Source organism: uncultured Gimesia sp. (genome assembly GCF_963972345.1).
Classification (GTDB): Bacteria; Planctomycetota; Planctomycetia; order Planctomycetales; family Planctomycetaceae; genus Gimesia.
In genome coordinates this window covers 1-21531 of the sequence record NZ_CAXAVM010000120.1, presented here as the reverse complement: position 1 = coordinate 21531, position 21531 = coordinate 1, and the positions used below count along the sequence as shown (strand labels likewise).

Annotated in this window: 17 protein-coding genes and 1 other RNA gene; 9 read left to right on the top strand and 9 right to left on the bottom strand. The window is 50.8% G+C overall.

What is annotated here, in order from left to right; translation table 11 throughout:
* Positions 1-160 precede the first annotated feature (160 nt).
* Both AACZ40_RS18695 and AACZ40_RS18690 read right to left on the bottom strand, forming a co-directional pair.
* On the bottom strand, positions 161-1465 hold the full coding sequence (locus AACZ40_RS18695; protein WP_291178087.1) for a hypothetical protein: 1305 nt from the start codon (positions 1463-1465) through the stop codon (positions 161-163).
* 137 nt (positions 1466-1602) lie between these two features.
* Positions 1603-4335: a hypothetical protein gene (locus tag AACZ40_RS18690; RefSeq protein ID WP_291178084.1), complete on the bottom strand. Its 2733-nt coding sequence runs from the start codon at positions 4333-4335 to the stop codon at positions 1603-1605.
* Between the two features lie 524 nt (positions 4336-4859).
* Between AACZ40_RS18690 and AACZ40_RS18685 the strand changes: the two genes are divergently transcribed.
* Positions 4860-6869, top strand: coding sequence for a hypothetical protein (locus AACZ40_RS18685; RefSeq protein WP_291178081.1), 2010 nt, complete (start codon positions 4860-4862; stop codon positions 6867-6869).
* 12 nt (positions 6870-6881) lie between these two features.
* Here AACZ40_RS18685 and AACZ40_RS18680 read toward each other — a convergent pair whose 3' ends face one another.
* Positions 6882-7370, bottom strand: coding sequence for a hypothetical protein (locus tag AACZ40_RS18680; RefSeq protein WP_291178078.1), 489 nt, complete (start codon positions 7368-7370; stop codon positions 6882-6884).
* Between the two features lie 291 nt (positions 7371-7661).
* On the opposite strand from AACZ40_RS18680, the gene AACZ40_RS18675 reads away from it, so the two are divergent.
* On the top strand, positions 7662-7994 hold the full coding sequence (locus AACZ40_RS18675) for a hypothetical protein (RefSeq protein WP_291178075.1): 333 nt from the start codon (positions 7662-7664) through the stop codon (positions 7992-7994).
* Between the two features lie 112 nt (positions 7995-8106).
* Here AACZ40_RS18675 and AACZ40_RS18670 read toward each other — a convergent pair whose 3' ends face one another.
* Entirely contained in the window at positions 8107-8421 is a 315-nt protein-coding gene (locus AACZ40_RS18670; RefSeq protein ID WP_291178072.1) for an Hpt domain-containing protein, read from the bottom strand.
* A gap of 510 nt (positions 8422-8931) precedes the next feature.
* On the opposite strand from AACZ40_RS18670, the gene AACZ40_RS18665 reads away from it, so the two are divergent.
* Entirely contained in the window at positions 8932-10110 is a 1179-nt protein-coding gene (locus AACZ40_RS18665; RefSeq protein WP_291178069.1) for an LptF/LptG family permease, read from the top strand.
* Here AACZ40_RS18665 and AACZ40_RS18660 read toward each other — a convergent pair.
* Positions 10107-11192 carry an alpha/beta hydrolase family protein gene (locus AACZ40_RS18660; protein WP_291178066.1) on the bottom strand — a complete coding sequence of 362 codons (1086 nt, stop codon included), beginning with the start codon at positions 11190-11192 and terminating at the stop codon, positions 10107-10109. The two genes, AACZ40_RS18665 and AACZ40_RS18660, sit on opposite strands and share 4 nt — an antisense overlap.
* 498 nt (positions 11193-11690) lie before the next feature.
* Between AACZ40_RS18660 and ssrA the strand changes: the two genes are divergently transcribed.
* Positions 11691-12048, top strand: a transfer-messenger RNA (tmRNA) gene (gene ssrA, locus AACZ40_RS18655).
* Between the two features lie 188 nt (positions 12049-12236).
* Entirely contained in the window at positions 12237-14060 is a 1824-nt protein-coding gene (locus AACZ40_RS18650; RefSeq protein ID WP_291178063.1) for a hypothetical protein, read from the top strand.
* Between the two features lie 937 nt (positions 14061-14997).
* Here AACZ40_RS18650 and AACZ40_RS18645 read toward each other — a convergent pair.
* The 3 genes from AACZ40_RS18645 to AACZ40_RS18635 form a co-directional block, all read right to left on the bottom strand.
* Entirely contained in the window at positions 14998-15516 is a 519-nt protein-coding gene (locus AACZ40_RS18645) for a MerR family DNA-binding transcriptional regulator (protein ID WP_291178060.1), read from the bottom strand.
* 507 nt (positions 15517-16023) lie between these two features.
* Positions 16024-16350 carry a YnfA family protein gene (locus tag AACZ40_RS18640; protein ID WP_291178057.1) on the bottom strand — a complete coding sequence of 109 codons (327 nt, stop codon included), beginning with the start codon at positions 16348-16350 and terminating at the stop codon, positions 16024-16026.
* 46 nt (positions 16351-16396) lie between these two features.
* Positions 16397-16804: a heavy metal-responsive transcriptional regulator gene (locus AACZ40_RS18635; protein ID WP_291178054.1), complete on the bottom strand. Its 408-nt coding sequence runs from the start codon at positions 16802-16804 to the stop codon at positions 16397-16399.
* Positions 16805-16973: 169 nt separating this feature from the next.
* Between AACZ40_RS18635 and AACZ40_RS18630 the strand changes: the two genes are divergently transcribed.
* The 4 genes from AACZ40_RS18630 to AACZ40_RS18615 are packed head-to-tail and all read left to right on the top strand — an operon-like array spanning position 16974 to position 20564.
* Complete coding sequence (locus tag AACZ40_RS18630) at positions 16974-18512, top strand: mercuric transporter MerT family protein (protein WP_291178051.1); 1539 nt, start codon at positions 16974-16976, stop codon at positions 18510-18512.
* Positions 18509-19108, top strand: coding sequence for a hypothetical protein (locus AACZ40_RS18625; protein ID WP_291178048.1), 600 nt, complete (start codon positions 18509-18511; stop codon positions 19106-19108). Before AACZ40_RS18630 ends, AACZ40_RS18625 begins: the two co-directional genes overlap by 4 nt.
* Positions 19109-19129: 21 nt before the next feature.
* Positions 19130-19462, top strand: coding sequence for an FAD-dependent oxidoreductase (locus tag AACZ40_RS18620; protein WP_291178045.1), 333 nt, complete (start codon positions 19130-19132; stop codon positions 19460-19462).
* Complete coding sequence (locus tag AACZ40_RS18615; protein ID WP_291178042.1) at positions 19398-20564, top strand: FAD-dependent oxidoreductase; 1167 nt, start codon at positions 19398-19400, stop codon at positions 20562-20564. Before AACZ40_RS18620 ends, AACZ40_RS18615 begins: the two co-directional genes overlap by 65 nt.
* 752 nt (positions 20565-21316) lie before the next feature.
* On the opposite strand, the gene AACZ40_RS18610 is transcribed toward AACZ40_RS18615, so the two are convergent.
* The coding region (locus tag AACZ40_RS18610) for a hypothetical protein (protein ID WP_339675388.1) at positions 21317-21531 on the bottom strand (215 nt) is incomplete at its 5' end.

Genomic DNA, 21531 nt, shown 5'->3' with positions numbered 1-21531 from the left:
CACCTGAGTCTTGCCCCTCCAGATCTGGGCACCGACAATGCCGCCATGGCTGCGATTGCCTGGCATCATCTGGACCAGGGTCGAATCGCATCACTTGACCTGGATGTGACTCCCGGGCTTGTTCGCTGAGAGACTGGTCTGTAAAACCCCTGAAATGCGATCAGGGATTCATGAAACTGAATGTAAAAATCTCAGTGACGTTCGTGAACTGCGGCGACAAAGACAACCTGACATACCTGCGATCCGATGAAACCACTGCTGCCCCTGTCAGGCTGATCCCTTCAGGAATGACAGTAATCACTGGCTGACTGGCTATGCCACCCGTGTTTTGTACTCCCGTTACAAAGGGAGACTGCTGCCCGGTTGAAACTCCCACCTGTCTGGAAACCCGAAAGCTGTTCAGAGATTCTCGAGCGCTTCTCGAAAGCTTGCCTGCCGGATCAGTCAGATGACGATTTCGCAGACGACTGGTTTTCTCGGTATTTTGAGGCGAACCCGGGACCTGTGATTTCTTATCGCGTCTGCCTTTTTCCAGATTGATCCGAATCAGCTGATCCTCTTTTGCCAGCGGAACAATCATCGTTTCAACTACAGGCTGCTCTGTGCCTGCGTAACGAGTGATTTTCAGTTTCGCTCTCTGCCCGACAATATTCCCGGATACATAGCGGACTCGAACAGTATAGTTTCCCGGGAATCCGCTTGCACAGAGATACTCTTCAATACAGTTTTCCTGTTTCGGGCCATACCCGTCATTCAGAAGTACTCCCCCACCCGCAGTCAAGGGAGCTTCAAAAGAACAGACAGTCCCTTTGGGCTCTTCTACGATCAAATCCAGGTCACCATCTCCGTTCCAGGTGAGTTCCAGTTTCAAATCGCGCTCCAGAGCCGCTTTTCTGGCAGATCTGACTCGCTCAGCTTCTGCTTTTCGCCCTGCTTTATTTAACGACTGTTCCAGATCAGCTAATGCATTCAATGCTTTGACATGTAATTGCTGATGATCTTTGATCCAGACATGTGTCAGGATTCCCGTAGCCGCCCACAGAATGGCTTCGGCATCCTTCAGTTTGGTCGCCAGCCTTAACCCCATGATATAAGACTCGGGGCGGGCGGGTTGCAGTTTTGCAGCCTGTTGATAAAGCTTCAGTGCCTGTTCATCAGCCTCAAAACGGGAAAGATACGCGGCGGAATAAACCATACTGGGCACATCGGTAGCAGAAAAATCGATGCGGGAAAGTAACACACGCTGAATTTCCTGCTGAGGACGCCCGGCAATTTCCATGGATAATGCCAGTACGTCATACATCCACGGCTGAGATTGATTATTGATCAACGCGGCATTGATGGCAGCAATCACATGCTCATGTTTGCCGGACTGATGCAGATTGAAAATCAGATCATTCACCACATCGGGAGCTGGCTTACGCTTGGAAAAATACTCGTTCCAGAACGCCTGTGGGTTTTTCACATTCGCAAGCAATGGTGCCTTGAACTCGTTCTTTTTTTCGAGTTCACCATCAACAGAAACGGAGCCTTTCCCCTGGGAACGGCTCCGCGCTGTTAATTTAGATTGATCAGTGACAACAGGTAGCTTCTGTTTGCTGCCTACTTCAGGATCACTGGTTTTTTTTTGAGTTGTTCAATCGTGCGATTGTCAAACCGAAAGGGTTTGTCTTCCACCTGGAACTGAGCTTGAGATGCTTTCGTTTCCGATTCTCCCAGAATGTTATCCAGAATGGCTTTCATTTCCGCATCTTTGATTGGTTTCAGCCCTGGTTGTTCAGCCTTTGCTTTTGCTTTGGGTACAGGCTGCTGCTTCGTCTTTTGCTTGGGTAATGAATTCATCAGCAGCATCTCAGGAGCCACGTTGAAGAAACCCTGACCACCGCCGCCGCCGCCACCCAGGCCGCCGCCACCGCCACCCAAGCCACCGCCGCCGCCGCCCAGGCCGCCCTGCTGACCACCCTGCTGGCCACCAAAGCCACCCTGGCTTGTTCCCACGGAAGACTGCTGTGTGGAAACCGAGATAACCAGGTCAGCCACAGGATAAACGCGTGTGCTTAAGATTTCTTCAGCTTTGATGCTGGTTGTGATTTTCATCACTTCGTCTTCAACCAGATATGTCAGACCAATGGGCTTTAAAATGATATTCAACGCACTTTTCAGTTTGATACCGCTGAGAGCCACATTGACGGGTTCATCGACAGTCAAACCTTCTTCACCCAGATCATTGGAATTGATCAGGATTGTAATGTTATGCAGTTCAGCAAAGTAAGTCATCACTTCAGACAGTGGGATGTCAGGGAAGTTTGCTTCGGTCTCTTTTTGCAGTTCTTCAAAAATCCGCTGTTCTGCAGGACTGTTGCGATGCAGGTCCACATTAGACCATTTCTTGCGACGCTCAGTCAAAGCAGTCCAGACAGGAGCGGATGGCCAGCGAATAGGAGGCTCATCCGGGAAGGGAACGTGTGAGAGTTCAACCTGATACAAGGTTTCCAGGAACCGGTCGGCTCGTAAGGAACGCATCTTGAAGACTTTGGCCAGTTGGCCTGCTGCTTCTGAAGTAAACAAAGCTGCGGTCGCAGGTCCATTCCCTGGTTCCATATCAACGGCAACACGGGCAACGGCTTCCGCTTCTTCATAGGCTTCAAAATTGCCATGTTTACCATCCTGAATCAGGGATCGAACTCGGTCGATTAACTGTTCCAGTTTTTCATCTTCCAGCAGAATCTGATCTACCAGACGCTTCTGTTGTTCGATTTGAGCAAGCTGCTGTTGCTGACGAATCCGTCGCGTCTCAGCGACTTCCATCTGACTGCGAACATCAACCATCATGTTATTCAGACGGCTTTCCAGTTGCTGACGTAAATCAATATCGATATCCGACGTGGATTTGAGGAAATTCAATGTTCGTTTTAGAACTCCCAGGGCTCCATCCGGATTTTCAGCAGAAACCTGCCGGGCCTCTTCAATGGCATTCTGAACTTCAATTTTCATCTGCGCACCCTTGATTTGACGCAGCTGTTCAACTTTGCTGATGGCGTCATCAATCGGTGGATTGGGATCACTTGGAGCTGCGGGTTCTGCTGGAGCTGCGGGCGCTGGTTGGTTTGTATCAGCCTGAGCCAGCTGTGCTTTCTGAAAACGATCTGACATTTTCAGCAGTGATTCAGCACGGGCGTTTTCAGGATCCAGCTGTTGCAGCAGATTTCCATATTTTGCAGCCTGTTCGAAATTGCCACTGCGAATGGCATTGGTTCCCGCAAATTCAAGCTGCGCCATGTGCTCTTCATGTCCGGTGCGTGCCAGATTCATCATCCGCTGACCGGCAAAAGCAACTGCCAGTTCCTGTCCGGGCTGCTGATTTGTCCAAGGCACGGCCAGAAAGCTGTTCACGGCTTGAGCGACAGGTACATTAAACTTCCAGACGCCGTCGAGATTACTGTTTTTCAGGTCGACTGTGAAATTGTTTGAGATATCACCTTTGGCGAGATAAATCGTCTCGCGGTCCGTTCGGACAGGCAGTGCTCGTGTGGTATTTAATTCTAACTGTTTGTCTGAGATTTGAATGGATTCGGGATAAAATACAGGTGCCTGAATCGCTTTGACCAGTTCTTTACCAACAATGGCTGGTAAATCCTGTTTTCCTGCTGCTTCATCAGAAAATACAACACCCCCCGTGTAAACGCCAAGCAATCCGAGCAGTTGCATGTCTTTTCTAGGTCCAACTGCATAGCTGTGAACGGGAATATGCTGTTGAGCCAGTTTGCCTGTCAAGTCTGCCATTTCCGGAAGTGAGATCAGTCTGGCGGTACTCATTCCATCACCAATGTAGACAATAGATCGGGCCTGCTGATTCTGCAGTCCCTGCATGACTGTTTTCAAAGCCACAGACAAATTCGTTGCACCAAGCGGAGCACGGGCTGCCAGCGATTCCACTGCCAGTTGAGCCTGTCGACTCTTGGGAGCAACAAATTCATTTACAAAGGGAGTACATTGAACGTCGACGGCATAAACGGCGACACTCGAATCATTGGGGAGTTCATTCAACAGGGATTTGAGGACATCCAGAGCCTGAGTCCGATGCTCGCCTACCTGACTGGCAGACGTATCAAACAGAATCGCAATCTGCTCACTGGCGTGGGCAGGAGCTGGCAGGCGATCCGCTTTGAATTGCAGGGCATAAAAATGCTCGCCTTCGCTGTTCTGGTAACTGAGGATCTGGCCAATGTTTGAGATTTCTGGAACCTGCTGTTCAGCAAAACTTTGTGGCGAACTCAACATTATCGTCGAGGCAGCCAGAACAAACATTGAAATTCCAAATCTGGATAGCGACATGATTTCTCTCTCCCGAGTAACTTTAGGCAAGAATGCTTGAACTCAAGCCAAGATGGTCGATTGCCAAATTGCGCATTCTCCTCAACTGTGCATTGTATATACAGTCTCGGACACCATTGAAGGAAATTCCCCCGATTTTCTCTTAATTCTCCAAATTTGATGCGAGTTGAAAAGGGTTTGTCGGCACGGACTGAAGTATCCGCGTAATTTGTAGTCCGATTATGGGGAACGTAAGGATCAAAGCCCACTTAGCGAAATCAGCGATTTCAACAAACAGAGCTGATAAAACAGCTTGGATCTACCCAATTGTTCATACCTTATCCCTCAACTCCCTTCTGCTTTCATATTTAAGACATTCGGATTGTACTGATTCTATTCAATGATCAGACGCGAAAATGTCGATCTTTTCTTGTGTCTCACCCCTTGTTTCCACACATGAATTAACTGCTAACTGACGCACCCGAAGTAAACACGCGGATACACATCATCGTCAGAACTTCACACTCCAGACACTGATTCCAGGTATGCTCTCTCGACCGTTTTACATCCTATCATGTCTGATCGCGTTGATCGCTGCACTGATAACATGGGGAGTCCATTCCACCAAATCGGCCCCCCGGTCTGCTGCAGCTGGAAGCCGCCATGCAGTAAAGCAGATCCAAGCCAATAAACCCATCTTTCACTCTCCCCAGCCCGTGGACTGGAATCGCCCCGTCAGCCTGGCCTGCTTGAAAAATCAGCTGCATTTCCCTCTCTCATTCTCACCTGGAGTTGAATACGTACTTATTGTCAATAATCTGGATCGCTCCACCAGACGTACAAAAACGATCAGACTGTCTGTCGAGGAATCGACGGGCGAACAGTCCATCAACTGCTATTTTGAAAATACGCAGGAGCCCGCTTCCGGCTCCCCACCCAGTCGCCTGCTCGATGCTTCCACTGCGCAGCGTACTCCGGACACTGCTGATTTGGAAGATGAGGCATCAACAGAAAAAGAAGCTCTCGAGCCCGTCAGGCACTTCAACCTGTTTGTAACCGATGGGGATCTATCGGACAAAAAACAATACACGCGGCTCAAAGCACGATTGATCCAGGAAAGTCCCCGTGTCGCGATTTATCTCGACGAACAGCAGAAGACCGAAGAGCTGGCTGCCGGGCTGGTCAGTGATCTGATTTCACAGCTTGAAAATGAAGTGCTGGACAAAATCAGCTTGGAATGTGGTCCGATACGGGACGTGGATGGCAACGGCCGCTTCACAATCCTGCTCTCACCCTGGTTAAGTAAGTTGCAGGGGGGGAAAACCACCATCAATGGATTTGTTCGCCCCAGTGACTTTCGTGAAAATGTCGCGGAACCATTCAGTAATCACTGTGATATGCTGTATCTCAATTCTGCATTGAAACCCGGTCAGCAGCTACTGGATCTTTTAAGCCATGAAGTGACGCATGCAGCAGTCTCCAGCATCCGCACTGTCCGTGGCTACTCGCTGCCTGATGAGGAAGACTGGCTGAACGAAGGCATCGCACACCTGATGGAGCCCGGTTATACGAATCGAGACTACCGGATCAGTGAGTTTTTCCGGTCACCGGAATCCTATCCTCTCGTTGTCTCCGATTATTACCGCGCACAACTCTGGCGGAACCATGGATGCCGCGGGGCAGTGAATCTGTTTCTCAACTGGTGTCATCAGCGGGAGCCGAACAGGCGTTTTGCCAATCGATTCATTCATCATCGGTTAACTGGTATCGCCAAAATGGAACAGTTAACTTCCACTCCCTTTCCGGAACTGTTTCGACTCTGGTCTCTGGATCTGGCCAGACAGTCTCTGGCATATAACACACCCCAGACAGACGTGAGTTCACCAGCGCCGCTCATCCACTGTGGAAGATTCTTGCTGGCTGGTCCCGCCCTTCACGACTGGAATATTTCAGACCAGAACCACACAAGCCTGAAACTTGCCTCGACGGCATCTGGTTTCCTGCGACTTAAGTCGAACAGCCAACTGAAGGAAAATCAGCTGATTAAAGTGCAGGGGTTTCCTTCAATGCAGTTGACCCTGTTGAAATTGGAACAGCCAACACAGCAGGTTTCATTACAGGCCCAGTATGCCATTGCTGAAAATCCCACAGAGTCAAATTCTGAATTCGTTGAAATCCAGCTGCGTTGCAGTCACCCTGTCAAATCACTCGTCGAAATGATCAGCCTGGAATTTAACGGGGCCTACCTCTCCCAGGCAGAACGCCAGCCACGAAAAATAGACGTGACAACGATCACTTCTGGCTCGATTGACCAAAGATCCGGCCTGCAAATCGATATTCAGGATAGCGAGACCGATCAGGAAAAACAGCTGACAGAATACCGTGTGTTAATCCCACGAACCAGTTTCGAAGGTAAGACGGGCATCGAAAGCCTCAGCTGGAAAGCCATCGTGATTTCTGAAAACCAGAAACGAAGCGTTGCCCAGGTGGAACTCGATTTACCTTCGCTGCCACCGCGCAGACTGGCAAACAAAGTCAGCGATTCTGCAAACTAAACCATGTTGAAATTAAAAACTGGCAGAATCGTCCTGATTTTCACCCAGATATTTCAGGCGGGTCGCAAACATCTTCTTCAGACGAGATACGGGATACATCCGCACGATCTTATTCTTATAGGTAATTCGACCTTGATCATCACGGCCCAGTTGGGCTGCAATATCCGGCTTGGCCATTCCTGCATACAGCCCGGCAAAGGTTTCCGGATCAACACCATTTCCGGCTTCCAGGTCATCCAGAGCATTCACACCACCACAGGAAACAGCAAATGCATTCAGCCCTTTGGTGGCTGGACGCATGAAATTTTCCTGCTCAAGTGCAGACTGTGCTTCCATCAGTTGCTTCACTCCACGTTTAATTTTATCTTCGGTCTCTTCTGTGGGAGTACCGGAGGCCTGTTGTGCATGCAACCGGGTACTTTCAAAGCTTTGTGAGGCACCTAAAACATAACCGACGGTGATCAGCAGTAAACCGACAGCGACCTGGCTAACCCTGGACATGAAAGACTCCCTGTGATTGCAACAATGTTGTTTTGTGGTTTTTATTCAAGGTCAACAACCGTGAGACACGTTTTGGCATCTCGTACTGTTGGCTTAAAATAGTCAAATCGCATGACGTGCAGTAGCATTTGCAGATCATTTTTACTAATAATTGGCAGCTCAGGTCAATAAGAACCCTGAAATTTAGCTGCTGAAACCACGATCCACTAAGTTTTTGACCGGAATTCAGTCCGATCGAACCAGATCCTGGCTGATCCCGGAGTCTGCACTCGAGGCTGGAGACTTACCAAGATGACCATCCAGGAATTCCAACAGGCACTCTCACAGATCGTCACGCAGTTCCAGAAAGCCGATTATGACGCGAGGCACCTGCTTCTGGATCTTTCTGAAAAAATCCTGGATCTTTCCGGACAGATCCCGGCATCCGTTCCAGCTCACCTGAGGTCCGAGTGGGAATCGATCTGCAGTGATGTCAACGCGGTCCAGCCTGCCTTTAAAAGCCATCGAAAAACCTCGATTCTTTTTGACAGGCAGGGAATGGGACTTCCCGGAGTTCAAACGGCAAAAGCGCTCATCACCAGAATCGTCGCCCTGTCAAAACTGATCGATCGACTGACTGTCTAGAGTGCGTCACTTTTAACCATAGCATCTCTCAAGCTATTCTACCCGGGGCAAATGGACCTGGAGACGCTCCAGTAAAACCGGACACAGTCCCGTTTCCCGCTTCGATCCAGTTTCAGACTACAACGCGACTCAGGTGATGCAGCAACAACTCTTTCTGCTGTGCAATCTCGATCCGATCTTCGGATTTGCAGGCTTCTTCCAGTTGAGCAGACAGCTGGGAGAGTTCATGAAATCCGTAGCCGGCACCGGCGCCTTTCAGCTGATGCGCCAGCGTTTGAAGCTGATCGATCTGCTCTGAACATACGGTCTGGCTCAATATCTGTTTTTTCTCTTCGATCCCATCGACGAACATTTCAATCAGTTCCTGAAAATCTTCGTCATCACAATATGCCGATCGAACGGGGGTATTTTCTAAGGCATTCAACATTTCTAAGATACTCCAATCCAACTCAGGGTCCCAGAATTATCATTTTTTCTATTGTTTAATTTGCGTTTCAGAACTTCATCCGGGTGGACAATAGTGTCAGTTCCGTCCAGCTACGTTTTCAATTAATAGTTTGGAGTAGGACGCGTGGCGGAAAAAAGGTTCATTTATCCAATTTACATGTGAAGTATCAGGTGCACGGGAATTGAATGTACTGATTAAGCCAGATATGCCGATACGAAACATACTCAAACCAGTTTAACATTCCAGATTTACAAGGCCATCTGCAATAAACACAAGAACACGTATCTACCGTCTGATATTGACTCAAACCGGGTTCTTGCCTTATACACCTGCGGTGATTTCTGCGACTCCCAACCCAAGGAGTGAAGTCGTTTCCCAAACGGGGGCCGACAAAGCCTCGCTCTGATTCACCGGAGTGATCAGTCTCAGATATTTTGAGCTAAATCTTTTAATCCATTCTCTTTAGTTCTAGATTAATATATTCCTGCCATGCGATTGTTACAGCGCTACGTTCTTTTCGAACTCCTGCGCGTTTTTACACTCATGATTACTGTCCTGACAGTTCTGCTGGTATTTGTTGGTGCATTCCAACAGGCAACCAGTCAGGGTCTGGGTGTGCTGCTGGTCCTGAAGATCCTGCCGTTCATCGTTCCCAGTATGCTCCCCTTTACGATTCCGGCCACCCTGTTGCTCACGGTCTGTGTGGTTTATGGACGCATCGCCGGCGACCAGGAAATCACCGCCGCGAAAGCAGCGGGGATCAATGTGCTCTCTCTCCTCTGGCCCTCTTTTATTCTGGGGGGCTTCTTAAGTCTGGGTTCACTGATATTAAGCGACCAGATCATTCCCTGGGCGGAAAAAAACATCGAGAACACCATCGCCTGTGAACTCGAAACCATCTTCCTGGAAAAACTGCGTTCACAAAACCAGATCCATGATCCGGCCAGCGGCATCTCCATCACCGTCATGGGCGTGCGCGACAAAACATTACTCGTCCCCACATTTCGCTATTCGCCCCCCAACAAGAAACCCGTCCATTTACAGGCGGAAGAAGCGACCCTGGAATTTGATCTCACCAATCAGCAGGTGATCCTGCATATATCCAAAGGGCATATCGATTTCCCGGGCAAACCACGATTTTTTGTCGAAAAAGATACGTTTCCGTTTCCCCTCCCCAGTCAGACCACCATGGCCAAACCCAGGCACATGAGTGTAAAATCCATCAAATCCGAGCTCGTTGATATCAGCGAAAAAAAAATCGAATTCGAATTTCAGCGGGATATCGAAGTCGCCATGCTGCTGGCGCTGGGAGATTTTGAACGGTTTCAGTCACCTGAAGTCAATGACGATCTCCCCAAAGATCACATGCAGGAAAAACGCAAGAACAAGCTCAAAACCGCACTCTCCAGTCGCTTCGCTTTAAGCTGCAGCTGCTTTTTCTTTGTCCTGGTCGGCTGTCCTTTTTCCATTGCCCAGGCACGCCGACAGTTTCTCACCAGCTTCTTTCTGGTGTTCCTGCCGATTCTGCTCTTTTATTACCCCATCGTATTGCTGGCAATCAATCTGGCCAAACTGGGGAAAATTGAACCGACCTGGTCACTCTGGGCAGGCAATGCAGGTTTGCTGATTGTCGCCATTCACATGCTGCGAAAAGTGCTGCGAAATTAAGAGCCGGTTGAATCGGCACTTTGCTTCTGATCATCCCAGTCAGAAAAGAACGTGGTCAGCCGTCGCGTTTCTCCAAAGATATACAATGCAGCCGAGATATGTCCCGCATCCAGCCAGACCAGTTCCGGCTTCTTACCCATCGATTCCCATAATGCTACTGCGCTTTTCGGAGGGAGAATCTCATCATGCTTCGCAGCCACCATCAGCACATCGCGATCCTGTAACAGTTTTCCATACGTATGCGGATCTACGGGTGACATGATTTCCAGAAATGACTCAAACGTCCCCCCGTTCTCCAGCCACTGCTTGCGAAACTGCACAGCATGCGGATGAGGGTTTTCCCAGATCCCCAGTGCCAGGTTGCCGCCCCCCAGGTAAATCGCCACTTTCTTGAAACGGGGCTCTGCTTCCGCAGACAGCGCAGACATGATGCCTCCCAGACTGATTCCCGTCACTCCCAGACGCTCTGCATCCACTTCCTGACGGCTCGCCAGCCATGCTGCCGCCCGCCGGATATCCAGCACCGCCTGAGTCATCCCCTCCGCCGTATGTTCGGGTACAAACGAAATCATCCGCCGTCGACTCTGTGCCCCCGTCCCCCGTCGCGCCGCATAATAAGGCATTTTGATGGTCAGGGCCGCCACACCCTGCCGCGCCAGAGAATTCGCAGACATCTCCGACAGCTCAAAACCGCCCCCCAGAATATGCAGGCACACGCAGGCAGGAAATGGGCCCGGACCTTCAGGCTGATAATAATGACCGTGGACCGTATTGTTTTCCTTCACAGCCGTTTTCACAGGCGAAGGGAACGTGACATCGTACACCTTGACCGGGCCACTCATCCGTTTGAATTCACAGGTAAACGGAAACGTGTGAGACTCCAGCTGGAAACGCGCCGGTACGTTGGCCTCTTTCTGTGTTGTCTCGAAGTGAACCTCCCCCTGCTCCGGAATGTCTACGAACAGAGAATTCACGGCTTTCGATTCGGCCCAACCCACTCCGGTCAGACTGACCAGACAGAGCAATACAGAACAGGTAATCGAGAGACGTCGTGCCAGTGACAGATGAGATTCACGATCCATACCAGATAAACTTCCACTTCAAAGTGAGATAAAAAACTGCCACTGTTTCCTCCCAGTGACACAATAAATGATTCAGCTTATTTTAGGAGAATGACAGCCAGGAATGTAGACCGATTTGAAAGAGAATTCCCTGCCGACCGGAAAAGCAGTGAAAACGTTGCCCCGATTCAAAACCGGACCCTGCGTCTGTTTGCCTGCTTCTACTGAAGTCTCTTTTTGCTTCTCTGGTAACGTGTTCTCGACCTGCGTTTTGCTGTCGGGTGTCATATCTTGATATTTTGCTGATATTTCTGTCGCGGCTCAGGAACCGGAAATGCAGTAAAAACAGAGAGTTCTGCCATTAAATTGTTCTCAGATCAGAATTTCGGTAAACAGAGTAAATTGACTCCAGCCGACCTGCTGATAATAATAAGAAGAGAACGGACTGATTTTCTGTTAAATAGTTTTATCATTCTGTTCGAAAATGACGTATTAAAAATAACGTACTACTGAAGACACGGGGGCGATCGGATTCGACTGGTTCACCGTATGTTAAGGTGGCGTGCCGTGGTTGATCAGTTGGCCACGTAAAAAGCTGATCACAACATAATTGCAAACAAGCAATTTTCTATGGCTGCTTAATAAAAGCAACCCCGGCTTAGGAATCTCTGTCTGAGGAGTCCGACAGCTGGTCACAAAATCAGACTGGTATCAGATCAATGTCCGCTCCGTCTGATACGAGATTCGTGGTGGACTGGTTTCCCAAAGGCTCTGTTTATCGTGCCCAAAGAAACGAGACTCAAACGATAAAATATGCACGTAGAGGCTTTAGCTGAGGGTTCACAGGACGCGGGTTCAATTCCCGCCGCCTCCATTAAATAGCTACTTACCAAAATCGGTAAGTAGCTATTTTTTATTGAGTTACGGATAAGATAAGCCCATTTAAAAACTGTTCTTTTGACATAATGTCTGATTTCGTGTCTGATTTTCGCCTTGCGATGTCTGATTTTTGGCAATAACATCTGTTTTCAGATATCAGAATCCACTGTTTTTCAAGGCGGTTTCATGGCCCAGAAAAAAGAGCTCTGTCGTAGTAAGAATGGTCTATTTGTACGCAACCTGGGCTGGAAGAAAACCCCGAAGGGATACTCCCAAAAAAAGTTCTACCTCGGACGTGAGGAACCCCAGGCAAAGATCGCAAGCCTCAAACTGGAGCAGCTTTGGAACGCTGCGTGCCGCAGATGGGAAGCATCAACCCTACCAACCCCCCAGCTATCATCCAAACCAAACCCCAGGCACAAGATCACCACTGAAACTATAAGTACCCCCAACCGACAACTCACAGCTATTCACTCAATAGGTGTTGGTGAACTCGAATTTGAGAGACCAGGGAAGCCTGTATGGGACGAAGTTAGTCTGACTATTGCAGAAGCGATCCGGAATGGCGAAGCGACCGTTCGAGTGCCGCTACCGCGCCAGCTTGGACAATCTGGCTTGGCCCCCCCTTCCATCGGACAATGGCTGGATCAGCTTAGACGCGACATACCTTTCATACACATTGAATTACTCGACGAAGACCTACAGTTCGAAGCAGAAAGTGAAATTAAAACACAAGGCACCAAACTTATCAACCAGGGCCGACGCATGATCTTCCAAGGTGCCGGTGGGGAAACAATGCACCTCGCACTCGATGAATACATTAAAGCTCTTGAAAGTAAACATGTAAATCTTGATGGCACAGTAAACCCGACAGGCACCGCACAAGTTCGGCAGACCCAGTTTCTAAAAGAGTGCCTCTCAGATTGTTTATTAGCGGATTTAGACACTCCAAGAATTTTGGCTTATCAGGAAACGTTAGCGCTCAGACCACCTGGAAAACGCGTAAAACGAATCGCGGTCCGGACTGCAAGAAACTACATCAAACAGTTACGACACTTCATCAGATGGCTAAGTACAGCTCCAGGTTATTCCTGGAAGCGTCCCTCAGATCTTGAATTTACAGCCATCAGAATTCCCGAAACTGTTCAGGAAAAGGCAACAGCGGCCCGCACTTCCAGGGTTCAGACTTATTCATACGAGGAAATCCAGACACTTTGGGAATACGCCTCTCCGCTCAAACGACTATTACTGCTGATGGGACTAAATTGTGGATTCGACGCCAAAATGATTGCCACACTTCAGCCCGAAGATATTCTCCTCAACCAGGAACATCCATCAGCTCGTGAGATACAGTATCAGTCGACTGAAAACGACAGCTGGATTTTTCGTCTCCGAAATAAAACATCTGTGTATGGCGAATGGAAACTATGGCCAATCACCGTATCCGCCATAGAATGGTGGCAAAAACAGCGAACCCAAATCGAGATTGCCGAAGATGTTTCTGCTTTTATAGTCAACCAGAAAGGGCACGCTTATGACACGCCGACAGCCGGTAATGACAGAAACATGCAAATCCCCAATCTCTGGAGAGGACTCAGTGACCAAATACGCAAAGATGAAGATCATACCGAATTTCGCAAGTTGAGCTTTGGCAAACTTCGCAAGACGGCTGGAAACCTGATACGCGTTGAATCTGGAGGTGAAGCAGCTGGAGTCTTCCTGTGCCACGGAACCCCAGTGAAGTCAGATGATTTATTGGACTTCTACACGAATCGTCCCTTTGCCAAGGTTTTTGAAGCCATCGATCTGGTTGGACTGAGATTAAGTCCGATATGGTCCTCGGTAGAAACACCGTTCCCAGAACAGCGAAAACGAGGAGGAAGCAACATCAGCCAAAGTAAGATCCGTCGAATTAAGTCAATGCGCAGGCAAGGCTTCAATCTGGACTATGTCGCAAAAGCTCTGAGAATCACAAAACAAACAGCGAGTCGCCATAGCCAGAAAGACTAAAGCACCTGCACTGACAGAAAATGCAAAACCATTCTTTTCGACACGCAGAGGTCGCAAGTTCAAATCTTGTCATCCCGACTGAGGAAACGTGAGGGTGTTTACAGTCAGACCACCGTGAACATAAACGTTTGAACGAGTAGCACTTAGCGTGCTTTTTGTTCGTTGCATGTACAATAGACAGTGATTTTCTGCTGAGGTACTGGTGTACGCAAACGCTTATGCAGCAACAGCTTATGGTGTTCTTATCTTGTCGCCTGTGCGGATAAAGTTCTTACCTGTTTGCAAAGCTTGCTTTGGTCGTTTTGGCGGTTGCCTGGTGATCGGTCATGTTGCGGCGGGGATGTATAGAATTCGAATGGGCTCAGCAACGTGCGTCCAGCGCGCGTAGAACGGTTCGTCGTCCAAGAAGGCGAGGCTGGGTCGTCGATAGAGCCTGATTTATTGGGTGAAAAAGCCTGCCGGACCCAGGCTGTCCGGACAGGCATAAATAGCGTCCATCGGCGAAACTTAAACGTCCAGCTTTCCTCGGCTATGCGGCCATCGCCTGACACGCTTCAGCACATCGACGGCAGGCTTCCTCGCAGCGCTTACATTGTTCGGCTTCATGCTTCGAGCACTCGTCCGCGCAGGCGTTGCAAATCGTCGCGCATAGCTTGCAGATGTCCCCGCAAAACTGGGAGTCGCGACTACACAGCGACGCACACAGCCAGCACATTGCAGCGCAGTCCAGGCATGATCTCAGACAGTCGGCTCGTTCGCCTCCTGCCGGCGCACAGCACTGCGTGGCACATGTTTCACATTCCTGAGAGCATGCGACGCACGCGTCAATGCATTTTTGTTTTGCTTCATTCGTCATCATCTTTTCCTTTATGGTCCAATTTTGGTGAAAACTCCAGCGAGAGTGGACCGTCATCCAACTGGAATTTGTTCGTGTTGATCACGCGTATCCCAATTTCTTCAGGGTCTCGCGCATTCGTTGCTCGTTCGTATGACCGGGGTCATGGAGCACATGAACGCGTTTGGCTTTAACGTCTGGTATGACCTTCTGCACACCGTCCAGTGCCATTAGCCCTTGCGTAATTTTTTGCGAGCAACCCTCGCAGACCATTCCCGGTGCGGAGAGTTCCGTTTCGATGACGGACGCGTTTTCTTCGTCGTAATCCTGTCCAAGATCCACACGCGTCAGCGACAAAGTGTTCAGCAGAATGGCAAAGATCGAGAAAATCATGACCCCGATAGCGACCGCCGGCGTTATCAATCCGGCAACCGCCAGAGTCATTCCGACGAAGTTGAATAGAACGGCAACTGCAATGTTCTGTTTCATTTTGCGAGGATACTCTCGATAGCCGGAGGCTCGCCGTGGCGGTTCCGGTAGAATGCCTTCACGCTCATAAAAGCGCAGCGTCTCGACATTGACCCCCGCAAGCTTAGCGACTTTTCCTGTATTCAGTGTCATACCCAACTCCGCTGATTTGGTTGCCCTGTATTGTACACCCCGTACGTCAGTACGGAGTCAAGCGAAGACTGGCTGTTTTTTGGGACGCAGGCGGAGAATGTTGTGTCGCGTCAATCCGAGGGAGCCACAGCAGACGACCAAGATGAGGAAGCCGACTTCACGGACCTCGTCGACATCTACCGAGAATTGCTTTCCTTGAAGTGCAGGTCGCCCATACCAGCGCAACTTTCGCCAGCACACTCGCGCAGATCGAACGGACCGTGGGATGCGAGGTGGTTGGCAGCGATTTCCGTTGATTCTAAAGTTTCCTAACGATGTTGAGTTCGTCAACGAAACATCGCCCTTGACTCAGCGTTATCGATCGCCTTTCCGACCTCCTTTCCCCAACTTCGGAAACAAACGGGTCGTGCTGCTTGGCTCTTGTAGTGTGAGATTCGGCATTTGAGCCGCAAGGACGCTCCTGTCAGGTGGCCCCATACACTTGCAAACGTCGCGAGTCGTCGCGAATTAGCGCGAGCCCAGCATGATCACTGCCATACCAGCCAAGCAAAGGCAGACTCCGAGCAGGTCCCACGTGTTTGGCCGAATGCCGTCGACCTTCCAAAGCCATACCAGCGCAACGGAAATGTAGACGCCACCGTAAGCCGCGTAGACGCGTCCGGCTGCTGTCGGATGAAGGGACAGCAGCCACGCGAAAATGCCAAGACTCGCCGCTGCTGGCAACAAGAGCCAAGCCGATCCTTCACGTCTAAGCCACAAGTACGGCAAATAGCAGCCGACGATTTCAGCCAGAGCCGTGATGATGAACAGAATCGTAATCTTTAGCAGGTCCATGCAAATTCCAAGTCTTCGCTACAGGTTGCTTTCTTGAATCGACGGATCACTTCTTGTTCCTCAAGTCAGCGACGACTTGGCAACAGTCAGAGTTCTTCTGCCGGTGGCATTGTTCCAAGGCAGACTTCAGCACCTTGCGAACATGCCGCAGGTCTTTAAGTCGTTCCTCGACATCGGTCAATCGTGCTTCAATGAGGTCCTGAACGTTGCCGCACGTTGGTGCTTTGCCTTCGCCGTCGGCAAGCAGTGACTTGACGTCTTCCAGTGTGAAACCAATGGCTTGTGCGGCTCGAATGAACTTCAGTTTCTTAAGCGATTGATCGCCGTAGAGTCGGTAATTGCTGCAACTGCGATCTTCCGGTTCAACGAGACGGATTCGCTCGTAGTAACGCAGAGTCGTTGTTGGGATGCCAGCCGCTTTCGCCAACTCGCTGATTGTCAGTCGCTTGCTCAATTTACTTCTCCACGGTCCGAGTCCGAACCGGTAAAACGCTGGCCTTTCCAGCGAAAAAGGAAAAAATTGCTAATTCGGCTTGACCTTGCACTTAGGTACAACCTCGATAATAAGAGAACGTTGCCCTTGTGGCAAGCGCGACTGGAAACGAACACGGAGCAACGATGTGATGAACGAGCAGACCGAGACAGCGAAGAGGGTTCAGTGCCCGTCCTGTGGATACAAGGCCAAACGAGTGAGCACATTGACGCTCGGCGCGTTGCTCGATGACGAGTTCGCCGAAAAGTTCACAGCAGACAGTCGATCCTGCTGTGCTACGGCAAGTGAAGATTGCGCATCCGTCAAAGATGACACTGGCTGGCGGTTTTGCCCATCGCAGGACTGCGACGTAGTGTACTTCGCTGAGGAAGAAGACACGCAGTTCACCGAGTCGCAACTGAAAGTTCCGGTCGGTGTGAAGGAGTCCAGCGGGGAGCGCCCCCTGTGCTACTGTTTCGGCCATTCGGTTGGCAGCATCAAAGAGGAACTTGGCGCGAAGGGCCGCTCCGACGCTCTGGAAGACATCCGGGCGAAGATGAAAGACCCCGGCTGTCACTGTGAGACTTCCAATCCGAGCGGTTCGTGCTGTCTGGGGAGTGTGACGAAAGGTATCCAAATCGCTCAGGAGGAAATGCGGATGAATGACTTGAACGTGACGCCCACATCGACGGCGAAATCATCGACAGGCCGTGGCGAGAAAATCGCCAAGATCGGCACTGTCGTCTCGGCGATCATGGCCTCGGCCTGTTGCTGGCTACCGCTGCTTCTGCTGGCGGTTGGCGTGTCCGGGGCCGGGATCGCAGCCACGCTGGAAACGTATCGCCCACTATTCATGGTCGTGACGTTCGGATTTCTCGGCGCAGCGTTCTACTTCACCTACCGTCCCACGAAAGCTGTTGCCGAATCGGGACACGACTGCTGTACCACGGAAAGTGAAGTGGCGGACGACTGCTGTGCCACGACCGGTAAACGTCGCTTCAACATGATGACGTTGAACAAGGTCATGCTATGGGGCGTGACCGTGTTGGCGGTCGCCTTCCTCTTCTTTCCCAGCTACGTCGGTGTATTGTTTGGCACGAGTGATGCCGCCGCCGTGACGGAGGATATGAATCGGGCCGTCTTCCAGATCGAAGGCATGACCTGTGAAGGTTGCTCTACGACGGTCGCTCAAGCGATCCGTCAGGTTCCCGGCGTTGTCGCCGTCGATATCAACTACGAGAAACGGCAGGCGGTCGTCGGCGTAGAACCCGGCAACCTGATCCCCAAAGAAGAGATTCAGACGGCCTTGAAGAGAGCCGGATACAGCGGAGAGCTTCTGAGTTCAGGAGAAACATCCGAAGCGGACGACACGACGGCAACAGAAGTCAAATGGTCAATGGACGACAAGCAGGCGAGCAATGCTCCGAACGAATCACTTCGTCAAACAGTTGTAAACATTGAGGGCATGACCTGCGAAGGGTGTGCGACGGCGGTTTCGGAAACTCTTCGCAATCTTCCCGGTATCACCGCTGTTCAGGTTGATTTCAAGGCAGGCCGAGCCAAAGTCCAAAGCCCGGCTTGCTGCACTTTCCCGAAGAACGCCGTTTTGTCTGCGGTGGAGAAAGCCGGTTTCAAGGGAGAAGTGGATGAGGATGAGTCTCCCGCCTCCAAGCAAGGAGCAGGATCGTGACAGGAAACAAGAGAAAACGTATTGTCATTGCCGTAGGGCTACTCATTGTTCTGGGAACGGGGGCCTATTTTGGCACCCGCTTCGTTTCCAAGTTGCTAACGTGGCGTGAATTGGACCAAACGTATGAGGAACAATTCGCTCCTCCCTCCGAGATTGCTCCCGACCTCAAGGGGAAGAGACTTGTTTTCCACATGAAGACCGGGCTGGATCAGGATGACAGCCAGATTTGTGTCGGCTTCAACATCATCTTTGCGGCCATTGAAGCAGGGGCCGATGTTTCGATCCTGTTCGACGCGGGTGCGATTCTCGACCTGCACGGCAATTTGGCCTCAACGAGCGTGCCTGTGCGTCTTCAGAAGCTCATTGCCTATCAGATGAACCTCTCTGTCGATCAAATGCCCAAGAACTACGGTGAATATCTTGACTTGCTACAACGTCGAGGAGCAAAGGTGTATGCCAACACTGCAATATTGATTGTCACCGGAGACGCCCCACAGGTGAAACAGAAGATTTCCGGTTACGAGTTCGTTGAGCCGGTCACATACGCAAAGGTGGCGGAATTACTCTCTGAGGCAGATTCTGTCATCGTTTACTAACATTTACAAAGAAAAAGAAATATGGATAAAAATAATTATGATCTCGTTGTCCTTGGCTCCGGTTCGACGGCCTTTGCTGCGGCACTGGCAGCGCAGGAATTGGGCAAAACTGCCGTGATGACGGAGGAGCGAATCGTCGGCGGCACCTGCGTCAACCGGGGTTGCTTGCCGTCGAAGAACTTGATCGAAGCGGCCAAGCTCCTGAACGATGCTCGTCATCCTCGCTATCCCGGCCTCAATTCCTGCTCAATGGAATTGGATTTCTCGGCCTTAATCGCTCAAAAGAGCGATGTCGTCCACGGCTACAGACAGAGAGAAGTACGAGAGCCTGATCGATGGTCGCATCCACATTGAACAGGGACATGTTCAGTTCATCGACCCGCATACAGTCGAGATCAACGGAAAGCGGCTCACCGGCGAGAAGGTGCTGATCGCCACCGGCTCCCGTCCAGTCACTCCTGACATCGAGGGCTTGGATCAGGTGCCTTATCTGACCAGCGATCTGCTGACCGTGGATGAAGAAGTCGAACTGACCGAACTTCCCAAGTCCCTGCTGATCGTCGGCGGTGGTTACATTTCTTTGGAACTCGGCCAGATGTTTCACCGCTTCGGGACCGACGTGAAGATTCTGGAGCGAAACTCGCAGTTGATTGCCCACGGCTACGAGCCAGAGGTCGGGCAAGCCATCGGGCAGGTGTTCGCAGAAGAAGGTATCGAAGTTGTTACCGACGCCTCAGTGAACGCTGTCCGACAAGCAGATCATGAAGTCGTGGCGACGGCCACGATAAACGGGACAGAACGAGAGTACCGAGCCGAGAAGCTGCTGGTGGCAACAGGCCGACGCCCGAACACAGACAAGATTGGCATTGAGAAAACAGGCATATCCGTCAATGAGCGTAGCGAAATCAAGGTGGACGAATACCTGAGAACCAGCGTCCCGCACATTTTCGCTGCCGGAGACGTTGTTGGGCTGCAAGCCGAAAGCCAGATGGCGACTCCGGTGGGAAGCCAAGACGGAGGAATTGCGGCGAGAAACGCATTTTCCAACGGCAAGTTGCGAGCAGCCGACCATCGGGTGATCCCTCGGTGCATTTTCACTGATCCCCAGATTGCCGTGGTTGGCATGACTGAGGAACAGGCAGTTGCCGCCGGCCATCAGTGCTGGTGCAATACGATTCCCATGTCGCTCGTCCCCCGTGCCGGGGCGATTCGAGATACCAGAGGCATGATCAAAATGGTCGCCGACGCCGAAACGAGCGAGGTCCTGGGTGTCTCAATGGTTGGTGCTGATGCAGGGGAGGTTATCCATGAAGCGGCGATGGGCCTGCGATTTCGTGCCAAGCTCCACGATTTCATCGACCTGCTGCACGTCTACCCAACAATGGCGGAGGCTTTAAAAATTGCCGCCATTTCCAAATACAAGGACCCAGCGAAACTCTCGTGCTGTGCAGAGTAAGCGGCGACACACGCACCGTTACGGGCTTGTCATCGACTCGGCCTTCCGCAGAAATACAGATGCACTAGAACACATCTGTCTCACCGCATCCGGGACACGACATTAGGCGAAGCTGACGAAGGTATTCCTGGCGGTATTGTTCTTGCTTGGTGGGATCATCGAGGGCGTCTTGCTCAGTCTGTTTCTCGGTTGTATCGAGGCTGCATTCAGTCTCTTGCTCTTCCTTGGGATCTTCGCTTGGAGTAGCGGAGGCACTCATCGGTTTGGGTCTCCATCTGAAACGCTTGGCAGGGCCACGCCACAACGCCTTTGCGTACGGGTAGCCAGAAGCACAAATAGGCGATCAGCAAAGAAGCCCTGGAAAGCGTCTTTGCGGGATCGTGCCAGCGAAGGAGCCGCTAATCAAACTTCGATTTGCAAGGCTGCGGAGAAAGCTGTTCGGTGAACCGCTTTCCGCCTTGCTTTGGAAGGCGAGAAGCGAATCACTTCAGCTGTTTACGGCTTTGTCCGATCAGGGACTTAAGCCCTGCAAAACCCACGGGATCGGATGTTTGCAGGTCAGAAAGAGCGGAGCAAAAAAGTTCTAACCGTGTCTTGTCGCTCCGATTTTTTGCAGAAATGAACTCTTTGGCGAGTACGTCCAAGGACTTTCTCATTGTAGGGCAAAGACTTACCCCATCGAGCGTGCAGTTCAAAAACACGATTTCGAGCAAACGATGCTTTGCGGTATAGTCCGCCGTAAGCCATTGCTGCTAAAGTGTTTGCGAAATCCTATAAACTTTGGCCGCTAACTCGGCCGTTTCATCATGTGAGCGGTCAACCACATCCAGTTGTAGCTTGATATTTGCAAGCCGATCAACCTGGGACGGCAAAGCCCACCTCCATCGCAAAATGACGTTCATGTCACTGTTGACCGAAGATAAGATTGGCGGACTGTCCCAGCTTTCGCAACAAACCCCACCGAACT

Excerpts from the sequence above, each read along its gene's own strand:
- AACZ40_RS18690 (WP_291178084.1), bottom strand. The coding sequence starts at position 4,335 with ATGTCGCTATCCAGATTTGGAATTTCAATGTTTGTTCTGGCTGCCTCG.
- AACZ40_RS18685 (WP_291178081.1), top strand. The coding sequence starts at position 4,860 with ATGCTCTCTCGACCGTTTTACATCCTATCATGTCTGATCGCGTTGATC.
- AACZ40_RS18680 (WP_291178078.1), bottom strand. The coding sequence starts at position 7,370 with ATGTCCAGGGTTAGCCAGGTCGCTGTCGGTTTACTGCTGATCACCGTC.
- AACZ40_RS18675 (WP_291178075.1), top strand. The coding sequence starts at position 7,662 with ATGACCATCCAGGAATTCCAACAGGCACTCTCACAGATCGTCACGCAG.
- AACZ40_RS18670 (WP_291178072.1), bottom strand. The coding sequence starts at position 8,421 with ATGTTGAATGCCTTAGAAAATACCCCCGTTCGATCGGCATATTGTGAT.
- AACZ40_RS18665 (WP_291178069.1), top strand. The coding sequence starts at position 8,932 with ATGCGATTGTTACAGCGCTACGTTCTTTTCGAACTCCTGCGCGTTTTT.
- AACZ40_RS18660 (WP_291178066.1), bottom strand. The coding sequence starts at position 11,192 with ATGGATCGTGAATCTCATCTGTCACTGGCACGACGTCTCTCGATTACC.
- AACZ40_RS18650 (WP_291178063.1), top strand. The coding sequence starts at position 12,237 with ATGGCCCAGAAAAAAGAGCTCTGTCGTAGTAAGAATGGTCTATTTGTA.
- AACZ40_RS18645 (WP_291178060.1), bottom strand. The coding sequence starts at position 15,516 with ATGACACTGAATACAGGAAAAGTCGCTAAGCTTGCGGGGGTCAATGTC.
- AACZ40_RS18640 (WP_291178057.1), bottom strand. The coding sequence starts at position 16,350 with ATGGACCTGCTAAAGATTACGATTCTGTTCATCATCACGGCTCTGGCT.
- AACZ40_RS18630 (WP_291178051.1), top strand. The coding sequence starts at position 16,974 with ATGAACGAGCAGACCGAGACAGCGAAGAGGGTTCAGTGCCCGTCCTGT.
- AACZ40_RS18620 (WP_291178045.1), top strand. The coding sequence starts at position 19,130 with ATGGATAAAAATAATTATGATCTCGTTGTCCTTGGCTCCGGTTCGACG.
- AACZ40_RS18615 (WP_291178042.1), top strand. The coding sequence starts at position 19,398 with ATGTCGTCCACGGCTACAGACAGAGAGAAGTACGAGAGCCTGATCGAT.